Source organism: Actinophytocola sp. (genome assembly GCF_050699915.1).
Taxonomy (GTDB): Bacteria; Actinomycetota; Actinomycetes; order Mycobacteriales; family Pseudonocardiaceae; genus Actinophytocola.
The window spans coordinates 1-4,954 of sequence record NZ_JBOHGA010000335.1; the positions used below are offsets into that span (position 1 = coordinate 1).

The 4,954-nt window shown below is 73.1% G+C and carries 7 protein-coding genes; 1 reads left to right on the forward strand and 6 read right to left on the reverse strand.

Features of this window, described 5'->3' with window-relative positions; all coding sequences use genetic code 11:
- The 6 genes from ACRDSK_RS31815 to ACRDSK_RS31840 form a co-directional block, all read right to left on the reverse strand.
- Positions 1-331: alcohol dehydrogenase catalytic domain-containing protein (locus ACRDSK_RS31815; protein WP_431445103.1), on the reverse strand; the 331-nt coding region annotated here is incomplete at its 3' end.
- Positions 332-376: 45 nt separating this feature from the next.
- On the reverse strand, positions 377-1,147 hold the full coding sequence (locus tag ACRDSK_RS31820) for an Fpg/Nei family DNA glycosylase (protein ID WP_431445104.1): 771 nt from the start codon (positions 1,145-1,147) through the stop codon (positions 377-379).
- Between the two features lie 37 nt (positions 1,148-1,184).
- The gene (locus ACRDSK_RS31825) at positions 1,185-2,234 is read right to left on the reverse strand and encodes an ABC transporter ATP-binding protein (protein WP_431445105.1); all 1,050 of its coding nucleotides are present in this window, start codon (positions 2,232-2,234) and stop codon (positions 1,185-1,187) included.
- A complete protein-coding gene (gene modB / locus ACRDSK_RS31830) occupies positions 2,234-3,019 on the reverse strand; it encodes a molybdate ABC transporter permease subunit (RefSeq protein WP_431445106.1) in 786 nt (261 codons plus the stop codon). The genes ACRDSK_RS31825 and modB overlap by 1 nt, the downstream gene beginning before the upstream one ends.
- Positions 3,016-3,747, reverse strand: coding sequence for a molybdate ABC transporter substrate-binding protein (gene modA, locus ACRDSK_RS31835; RefSeq protein WP_431445107.1), 732 nt, complete (start codon positions 3,745-3,747; stop codon positions 3,016-3,018). Before modA ends, modB begins: the two co-directional genes overlap by 4 nt.
- Positions 3,747-4,145: a TOBE domain-containing protein gene (locus ACRDSK_RS31840; RefSeq protein WP_431445108.1), complete on the reverse strand. Its 399-nt coding sequence runs from the start codon at positions 4,143-4,145 to the stop codon at positions 3,747-3,749. The genes modA and ACRDSK_RS31840 overlap by 1 nt, the downstream gene beginning before the upstream one ends.
- A gap of 252 nt (positions 4,146-4,397) precedes the next feature.
- Here ACRDSK_RS31840 and ACRDSK_RS31845 point away from each other — a divergent pair.
- The coding region (locus ACRDSK_RS31845; protein WP_431445109.1) for an LLM class flavin-dependent oxidoreductase at positions 4,398-4,954 on the forward strand (557 nt) is incomplete at its 3' end.

Genomic DNA, 4,954 nt, shown 5'->3' on the forward strand with positions numbered 1-4,954 from the left:
GCAGGGCCGCGGCCTGCGCGAGGTCGACCATGGCCGGCACCTCGGCCAGCGAGTCCCCGGAGATCACTACCCGTTCGGCGAACGCGCCCGGTGCCAGCCCCACCACGCGGGTGCCCGGCGCGAGCGAGCCGCCCCAGAGCACGATGCCGGCGACGTCGGAGCCGAGCACGGAGCCCGGCTGCACCCGCCCGGAGCGGGCGTCGTTGAGGTCGCCGTGGTTCAGCGACGCGTGCCGGACCTCCACGAGCACGCCGCCCCGCGCCACCGGATCGGCGACCTCGGCGAGGCGCACGCCCTCCGGCGCGGTCGGCTCCACCACGAGTGCACGCATGTCGACCCCCCAAGCATGTCCGGCGTCGACGATATCGGTGCTCGGCTACTCGGGTTGGCAGCTGGGGCACCAGACCGTGCCGCGGCCGCCGGCCCGGCCGTGACGCAGCGTGGTGCCACAGCGCGGGCAGGAGCCGGCGGGCTCGTCGCGGCGGCCGGTCAGCCACGACTTCCGCGGCGGCACCCGGCCGGTCGGGATCGCCGCGCTCAGCACGGTTCGCATCCTGGCGTGCAGCCAGCGGACGTCCTCTGTGGACATGTCGGCGCCCTTGCGGCGCGGGTGGATCCGGGCGCGCCAGAGGATCTCGTCGGCGAGCAGGTTGCCGATGCCGCCGATGACGGACTGGTCGGTAAGCGTGGCCTTCACCTGCCGCCGGGTGAGCAGCTCGGCGAACCTCTCGCGTCCCACGTCCATCGCGTCGGGGCCGACACCGCCGAGTATCCGAGCCACCGCGTCGTCGTCCGCCGCGAACCGAATGCCCTGCAGCTTGCGCATGTCGCGGAAGCGCAGCTCGCCGCCCGGCAGCACGAAGACCACACGGTCGTGCGGGTGACGGTCGCCGTCCCTGGCCCAGCGCAGCTCGCCGGTCATGCCGAAGTGGAACAGCACGGCCGCGCCCCCGTCGAGGGGCCCGACGAGGAACTTCCCGTGCCGGCGCGGCGCGGTGAAGTGGTGGCCGCGCAGGGCGTCGTCGAGACGCCGGCCGCTGACCCCGCGCAGCACCTGCGCGTCGAGCACGTCCACGCGCCGGATCTCCGCCCGGGTGTGATCGGCCAGGACCCCGCGGAAACCCTCGACATCGGGAAGCTCCGGCATGTCCCCCGGGGTAGCCGGCCGGCGCGGCGCCAAACCTTCAGGCCGGGTAGGTGAGCGCCTCGGTCGCCTTCACGGTCGCCCACAGTGGGGTGCCCGCTCGCAGGTCCAGCTCGGCGACGACGACCGGCATGATGTCCGCCAGCACCGGCGGCGTGCCGTCCAGCCGGACCCGCACGGTGTGCGCGTGCTGCTCCAGGTCGGCGACCGTCACCGGCCAGCTGTTGCGGGGGCTGCCCGCCGGCTCGGCCGGGTGCAGGCTCACCGCGGTCGGCGGGAAAGCCAGGTACACCGCCCCCTCCGCCGGCTCGGCCACGGTGAACGAGCCGCCGCCGTCGAGCGTCACCGTGGTGCCCGATGCCCTGCCGCGGAAGAGGTTCAGGCCCACGAGGTGCGCGACGTAGTCTGTGCGCGGCCGCCGGGCGACCTCGGCGGGCGGTCCGGTCTGGACGACCCGGCCGCCCTCGATGATCACGATCCGGTCGGCCAGCACCATCGCGTCCAGTGGGTCGTGGGTGACGAGCACCGTGTGGCCCGGGAACTCGTCGAGGTGGCGCGCCAGCTCCGCGCGGATGTGCAGCCGGTTGCTCGCGTCCAGCGCCGCGAGCGGCTCGTCCAGCAGCAGCACCGCGGGCCCCGTCGCCAACGCCCGCGCCAGCGCCACGCGCTGCGCCTGCCCGCCGGACAGCGACCGCGGCCGCGTGCCGGCGAACTCCGCCAGGCCGACCTTCGTGAGCCACTCGAGGGCGAGCCCGCGCGCCGACGCCTTGGCCACGCCCTGCGCGCGCAGTCCGAATGCGACGTTGTCCAGCGCGCTCATGTGGTTGAACAGCAGGTAGTCCTGGAACACCACGCCCGCGAACCGCTCCTCGGCCGGCACGAACACCCGCGGCGGCTCGTCCCAGACGGTCTCGTCGAGCCGGACCGACCCCGACGTGACCGGCAGCAGGCCGGCGAGCGCCCGCAGCGCGGTGGTCTTGCCGGCGCCGTTGGGCCCGAGCAGCGCGACGACCTCGCTCGGCTCGACGGTCAGCTCGAGGTCGAGGCGGAACCCGGTGGCGCGGCTGACGTGCAGGTCGGCGTGCAGCATCAGGAGACTCCGCTGATCCACCGGTCCCGCAGGCTCACCAGCACCACGACCGACACGATGAGCAGCACGATGCTGAGCACGATCGCGGCTCCGGGATCGGTCTCCAGCGCGAGGTAGACGGCGAGCGGCATGGTCGTCGTCCTACCAGGAAAGTTGCCCGCGAACGTGATGGTGGCGCCGAACTCGCCGAGCGCACGTGCCCAGCACAGCACGGTCCCGGCGACCACGCCCGGCGCGATCGAGGGCAGCGTGACCCGCCGGAAGGTCAGCCAGCGCGACGCACCCAGCGTCGCGGCCGCCTCCTCGTAACGCGGGTCGGCCGCCCGCAGCGCGCCCTCGACGGCGATCACCAGGAACGGCATGGCCACGAACGCCTCCGCCACGACCACGCCGGCGGTGGTGAACGGCAGCGAGATGCCGAACCACTCGTGCAGGTACTGCCCGACGAGCCCGCGCCGGCCAAGCACGAGCAGCAGCGCCACGCCGCCGACCACCGGCGGCAGCACGAGCGGGACGGTGACGAGGGCACGCAGCACGCCGCGGCCGGGCAGCTCGCCGCGGGCCAACAGCCAGGCGAGCGGGATACCCAGCACGAGGCACACCACCGTCGCGAGGCTCGCGCACACGAGCGAGAGGGTCAGCGCCTGCCCGACCTCGGCGCTCACCAGCTGCGTGCCGAGCGTGGCCCAGGGCGCGCGCACGAGCAGCCCGGCCATGGGGACGACGAGGAAGGCCAGGCCCAGCAACGCGGGTATGACGAGGACGAGCGGCAGCCGCCGCTTCATGGCTTCTCGAAGCCGGCCTTCGTGAGCACCGCCTCGCCCTCGCCCGACAGGACGAAGTCGAGGAACCGCTGGGCGCTCTCGGGGTTCGGCGCGTCCTCCAACATGGCGATCGGGTACTCGTTGACCGCCTCGTCGGCCTCCGGGAACTCGATGCCCTCGACCTCGTCGCCGGCCGCCAGCACGTCGGTGCGGTAGACGAGCGCCGCGTCGACCTCGCCGAGCCGGACCTTGGTCAGCACGGCCTTCACGTCCCGTTCCAGGGTGTCCGGCCGCGGCGTGAGCCCCGCGGCACCGAAGGCCTTCGTGGCGGCGGCGCCGCACGGCACCTCCTCGGCGCACAGCGCGATCGTGCGGCCGTCGTCGGCGAAGTCCGCCAGGCCGGTGACGTCGCCGGGGTTGCCCCTCGGCACGGCGATCATCAGCTTGTTGCGGGCGAAGGTGGTCGGCTCGACGGCGCTCACCTGGTCCATGTTGGTCGGCGACGCGGCCGCGAACACGTCGGCCGGGGCGCCCTCGACGATCTGCTTGGCGAGCGCGGAGCTGCCGCCGAAGTTGAACGTGACCTTCGTGCCCTCCTTGGCCTCGAACTGCTCGCCGAGCTCGGTGAACGACTCGGTCAGCGACGCCGCGGCGTACACGGTGATCTCCCCGCTGTCGCCCGCGTCCGCGGACCCGCACCCGGCCATAGCGAGGGCGAGCAGCGCGACGATGGCGAGGGAGCGGCTCATCAGGACTCCGGGATCTCGACGACGACGTGCGTGGACTTGATCGAGGCGACCGCGACGCTGCCCGCCTCTAGGCCGAGCTCCTCCGCTGCCTCCCTGGACATCAGGGACACCAGCCGGAACGGTCCGGCCTGCATCTCGACCTGGGCCATCACGCCGTCCTTGACGACGCGGGTGACGATGCCGCGCATGCGGTTGCGCGCGGAGGCGGCGACCGTCACGCCGGGCTCTGGCGCCTCGGCCTGCCGTTGGACGAACGCGGCGAGCTCCTGGCCCTCGACGGCCATCCGCCCGTTGTCGGCGTGCACGGCCGGGAGCCGGCCCATGTCGATCCAGCGGCGCACCGTGTCGTCGCTGACGCCCAGCAGGTCCGCGGCCTCGCTGATCCGCAGCTTTGGCATGCCAGGCAGTCTAGCTCCGCAGATTCGTGCCCAGCCGGGCCTATCAGGGGATGTTGCGGAACTGTTCTGCCTCCCCGGAATTCAAAGTGTCCGTTGCGTCTCTGCGCATGGTGCGGATATTCGGTTGTTGGTGGCTGGGTGCCGTCACGTTCCCCTGAGGTCACGTTGGTCGATCCAAGACTCACGCGATGCTCCACAAGGTGCCCCGCTTCGGCGTGTCCGTGGTGAACATTCCAGGCTTAGGTTGGGGCCATGAGGATCGGACTCGGAGCGCCGGTGTCGGGCGCATGGGCCACCCCGGAGAACGTCGTGCGGTTCGCCAGGCGCGCCGAGGAGCTGGGCTATGACTCGCTGTGGTCCTTCCAGCGGCTGCTGGCCGGTGCGGATGACGAGCTCGCGCCGGTGTACCGCAGCGTGCTCGACCCGATGCTGGCGCTGACCTACGCCGCCGCGCACACCACGCGCATCCGGCTCGGCGTGTCCGTGGTGAACATGCCGTTCGTGTCGCCGGTGGTGCTCGCCAAGCAGGCCACGACGCTCGACGTGCTCAGCGGCGGGCGGCTGGACGTGGGGCTGGGTAACGGCTGGTACGAGCCCGAGTTCGTCGCCACCGGGGCCTCCTCGGCCCGGCGCGCGGCCCGCGCCGTCGAGTACGTGGCGGTGCTGCGCACGCTCTGGGCCGACGAGGTCTCCTCGTTCGACGGCGAGTTCTACACGGTGCCGCCAAGCCGGATGCTGCCGCGGCCGGTCCAGCCGGGCGGACCGCCGATTCTGCTCGGCGGCGCGGTGCCCGCGGCGCTGCGGCGGGC

Coding starts and splice junctions, on each gene's coding strand:
- modB (WP_431445106.1), bottom strand. CDS start 3,019: ATGAAGCGGCGGCTGCCGCTCGTCCTCGTCATACCCGCGTTGCTGGGC.
- ACRDSK_RS31820 (WP_431445104.1), bottom strand. CDS start 1,147: ATGCCGGAGCTTCCCGATGTCGAGGGTTTCCGCGGGGTCCTGGCCGAT.
- ACRDSK_RS31840 (WP_431445108.1), bottom strand. CDS start 4,145: ATGCCAAAGCTGCGGATCAGCGAGGCCGCGGACCTGCTGGGCGTCAGC.
- modA (WP_431445107.1), bottom strand. CDS start 3,747: ATGAGCCGCTCCCTCGCCATCGTCGCGCTGCTCGCCCTCGCTATGGCC.
- ACRDSK_RS31825 (WP_431445105.1), bottom strand. CDS start 2,234: ATGCTGCACGCCGACCTGCACGTCAGCCGCGCCACCGGGTTCCGCCTC.